Source organism: Microvirga tunisiensis, assembly GCF_009296175.1.
GTDB classification, from domain to species: domain Bacteria; phylum Pseudomonadota; class Alphaproteobacteria; order Rhizobiales; family Beijerinckiaceae; genus Microvirga; species Microvirga tunisiensis.
The window spans coordinates 1-3,599 of the sequence record NZ_VOSK01000500.1 but is presented as its reverse complement, the minus strand read 5'-3'; the positions used below and the strand labels follow the sequence as shown (position 1 = coordinate 3,599).

Genomic DNA, 3,599 nt, shown 5'->3' with positions numbered 1-3,599 from the left:
GGTCGTCCGGCTCGATCGCTTGGCCCGGTCGGTCAGCCACCTGCTCGAAGTCATCGAGACGCTTGAGGAGAAAGGCGCCCACTTCAAATCCCTCAGGGATCCGATCGACACGTCGACCCCGCAAGGCGTGTTCTCTCTGCAGGTCCTGGGCGCCGTCGCTCAGCTGGAGCGATCGCTGATCTCGGAGCGCACGAAGGCTGGCATGAAGGCGGCAGTGGCTAAGGGGAAGAGGCCAGGGAACCCCGGATTGCGTGAGGGACGGCCAGAGGCAATCCGCAAGACCGCCCTCGCCCGCGACCGCGTCTATTTGGGCGACCTTTTGACGGCGGCTAATTCTTTCCTTCCCGTTGTCCGTCAGATGCGGCCGGACCATAGCTGGCGAGATGTCGTGCAGGTGCTGAATGCACGAGGCCAGCGGTGGACGGATCAAAGCCTCAGGAGGGCGATCAAGCGATTGGTCGCCGAGCGGATGGCTGAGCCGGAGTTGTTACGGAAAGCCGGGAGACGTCCGCCGGACGATCGCATCATGACCCTGATTGCCGGCATTGCGATCTCTAACCCGACCCTCACCCTGCGTGAGATCGGCGCCCAGCTGGAAGGGATGCGAGAGCGGACGCCACGAGGCGGGAGAGAATGGAAGGCCAGCTCGGTCAAATTCCAACTCGACCGGGCCCGCAAAATTGGCCTCGCAGTCCCTGACATCCAGTGATAGCGCTGCTGTCACCAGATTTTGCGTTCGACGAACGAGGGCATCATCAAGAGGCGACTTGCCTCTGCCGGCGCCTATCGGCCGGAGCCCCCTCCCCTGCCTTCGGACGAGCCTGCGCTTCACGAGCCGCGTAGCCTCTACCGCGAGATAGGCCAGTTCCCGATCCGGCATGCCCTCCAGGAGTTCGTCGATCTCGGGCCTTGTTGCCTTCGCGCCAAGCGTGCCCAACGATACTGGCTCCGGCGCCCGGGTCTCCTCACGCACCGGCCTCGGCGGGGAGGCCCGGCAGACCGGTTTGGCAGGTGACGGAGGTGCCCGAACAGGTCCCCTTGGCGCTCATCGCGAACCGGGTTTCGCGCCATTCCCCCTCCAGTCCGTTTTCCTCTCGTTAACCATAGTGGGTGCCACGCCTTCGTCCTTCACCTAAATCGGTGACGGTACTGATGGTTGCGCGAGAGAATGGCCTCTCCCCTACAAAGGGTTGCTCTGTTCAACGGAAGGTGCCGGACGGTCAGCTTCATGATGATCCGACCCGTCATCCGCTGGGGCATCGGACGTCGTCCCGATCTCATTAGCAGGCAGTCGCATAAGAAGGATGCACAGGCGCGCCAGTGTCGAGCGCAGATCATGGCGGTGGACCACCATGTCGACCATGCCGTGTTCCTTCAGGAACTCGGCCCGCTGGAACCCGTCGGGCAGGTGCTCGCGGATCGTCTGCTCAATCACCCGTGGTCCGGCAAACCCGATCAGAGCCCCCGGCTCGGCCATATGGACATCACCCAGCATCGCATAAGACGCCGTCACCCCGCCTGTGGTCGGATTGGTGAGAACGACGATATAGGGTAGCTTTCTCTCGCGCAGCCGCTGGATCAGAACCGTAGTGCGCGCCATCTGCATGAGGGACAGCATGCCCTCCTGCATCCGGGCTCCACCCGAGGCGGTGAACGCCACATAGGGCGTGGCTCGCTCGATCGCCGTTTCAGCACCCCGGATGAATGCCTCCCCGGCCGCCACCCCGAGCGAGCCGCCGATGAAATCTGGGTCGTGGGCTGCCACGGTCATCGGCAGGCCTTCGACGGTTCCCGTGCCGACTTTGATCGCGTCCGGCAACCCGGTTTTCGTCCTGGCCTCTTTCAGGCGATCGGTGTAGCGCTTGGTGTCTCGGAACTTCAGCGGGTCGGAGTCCACGTCCGGGACGGGCACGTCCGTCCACTGGCCCTCGTCGAAGGTCAGCGTCAGGCGCTGGATCGCCGACAGGCGCATGTGGTGGCCAGAGCCTGGGATCACCCATTGGTTGGCCTCAACGTCCTTTTGGAACACCACTTGCCCGGAGTCTGGGCACTTGATCCATGAGTTTTCGGGTGTGTCCCTCTTGAACAGAGTTTTGATCTTTGGCGCGACATCGGTAATCCAGCTCACGCGGCGTTCCTTCCCTCTCTGCCTCCGCGGCACAGACCACGGGAATGTAGCAGGAGTGCGACGCTGGACCAGGCGGATCTCCTTAAGCTGCTCAGTCACGATTCACAAATCAGAGGGGCTCGACTGTAGTCCGGCCAAGGCAGATTCGAAGACGGCACTGCATGATGAGGGAGCAAAAAGCGTTGGCCCGTTCGACATCTCAGATCAGCCGCGCGAAGCAACTCGCCGCGCTGGCGGCCGTGCTTCCGATGGCGGCAGCTGAACGCTATGCGGAAGTTCTGACCGACGCCGATGTCGCCGCCCTGAAGCACCTCGCTGATACAGGGATGGGGCGAACACGCTACGCGCTTTCGCCTCGGATCTCGCCTATCTTGAGGCCTGGTCCCTTGCTGCCACCGGACGCTCCCTGCCCTGCCCTGCCCTGCCCTGCCCTGCCCTGGCCTGGCCTGCAGATCCCGAACTTGTCTTGAAGTTCATTGCCCATCATCTCTGGGATCCAGATCAGAAAGCTATCGATCCGGCCCACGGCACGCCTGATGCCGTGATGGAGGAGCTCAGGCAGTGCAAGGTCCTGAAGGTCGATGGACCAAACGCGCCCAAGACGTCTCACGGCGTTTGTCCAACTAACTGGTCGACCCTGCATCAATGGAAAGTCGTTGAGGCCCCGTTTGACCATCCGGGAAGTAGGAAAGCCGTCCGGCTAGCGATGAAGGCCTCGGGACGCTTACCCCAGCGCAAGAGCCGCAAACCCATTACTCGCGATGTGCTCGACCGGCTCCTTGCCACCTGTAACGGATCAAAAGCCATCGACCTATGTGACCGGGCAATGCTCCCGCTTGCATTTGCCGCTTGCGGCCGCCGGCGCAGCGAGATCGCGACCCTGAGACACTCCCAGATCACTGTTGCCGATCCAATCATGCTCCGACCAGACGATACCGCATCTCCTGTTGTCCCATGCATCCGCATTGCAGTCGGACGCACTAAAACGACGTCCGCAGGGCAGGGAGCTTTTGTATTCGCCGCCGTACGCGCAGCTGTGGCCCTCCACGAATGGATGCACGTCGCCTAGATCACCACGGGCCCATCTTCCGGGAGGTTCGCAATGACGGCTCCATCGGCGACACCTCGCTGACGCCCCAGTCGGTCAATCTCATTCTGAAGAAGCGATGCCGAATGGCTGGCCTTTACCCGTCCGACTTCAGCGCTCATCGACTCCGTTCGGGATTTATGACTCAGGCTGGACGGGATCGAATCCCGCTAGTGGATGCGATGCGTCAGTCAGCTCACGAGTCGGTTCAGCAGGCTGCGGGCTACTACGACGAACAGGAGCATGCTCAGAGTAGGTAGTCGGCCCTGAATAATGCGGCGGCACGCGGCTGGCGCTGGATTTCAGGCGACCTGAGAAGTATCCGATTGCGCGGATGAACTCATCAGGGCTGCCATGAGCCAAGCGATAAAAAGCCTGAGCCAG

5 protein-coding genes are annotated in these 3,599 nt (G+C 62.1%); 3 read left to right on the top strand and 2 right to left on the bottom strand.

The window, feature by feature from the left end; genetic code table 11:
* A partial coding sequence (locus FS320_RS40135; protein WP_152718032.1) for a recombinase family protein occupies positions 1 to 709 on the top strand: 709 nt, incomplete at its 5' end.
* 471 nt (positions 710 to 1,180) lie between these two features.
* On the opposite strand, the gene accD is transcribed toward FS320_RS40135, so the two are convergent.
* On the bottom strand, positions 1,181 to 2,128 hold the full coding sequence (accD, locus tag FS320_RS40130) for an acetyl-CoA carboxylase, carboxyltransferase subunit beta (RefSeq protein WP_162003558.1): 948 nt from the start codon (positions 2,126 to 2,128) through the stop codon (positions 1,181 to 1,183).
* A gap of 182 nt (positions 2,129 to 2,310) precedes the next feature.
* On the opposite strand from accD, the gene FS320_RS50505 reads away from it, so the two are divergent.
* Positions 2,311 to 2,598, top strand: a complete 288-nt coding sequence (locus FS320_RS50505) for a hypothetical protein (RefSeq protein ID WP_338105676.1) — start codon at positions 2,311 to 2,313, stop codon at positions 2,596 to 2,598.
* Entirely contained in the window at positions 2,595 to 3,197 is a 603-nt protein-coding gene (locus tag FS320_RS50500) for a site-specific integrase (RefSeq protein ID WP_338105677.1), read from the top strand. Before FS320_RS50505 ends, FS320_RS50500 begins: the two co-directional genes overlap by 4 nt.
* A 156-nt stretch (positions 3,198 to 3,353) precedes the next feature.
* On the opposite strand, the gene FS320_RS50495 is transcribed toward FS320_RS50500, so the two are convergent.
* The coding region (locus FS320_RS50495; RefSeq protein ID WP_338105678.1) for a hypothetical protein at positions 3,354 to 3,599 on the bottom strand (246 nt) is incomplete at its 5' end.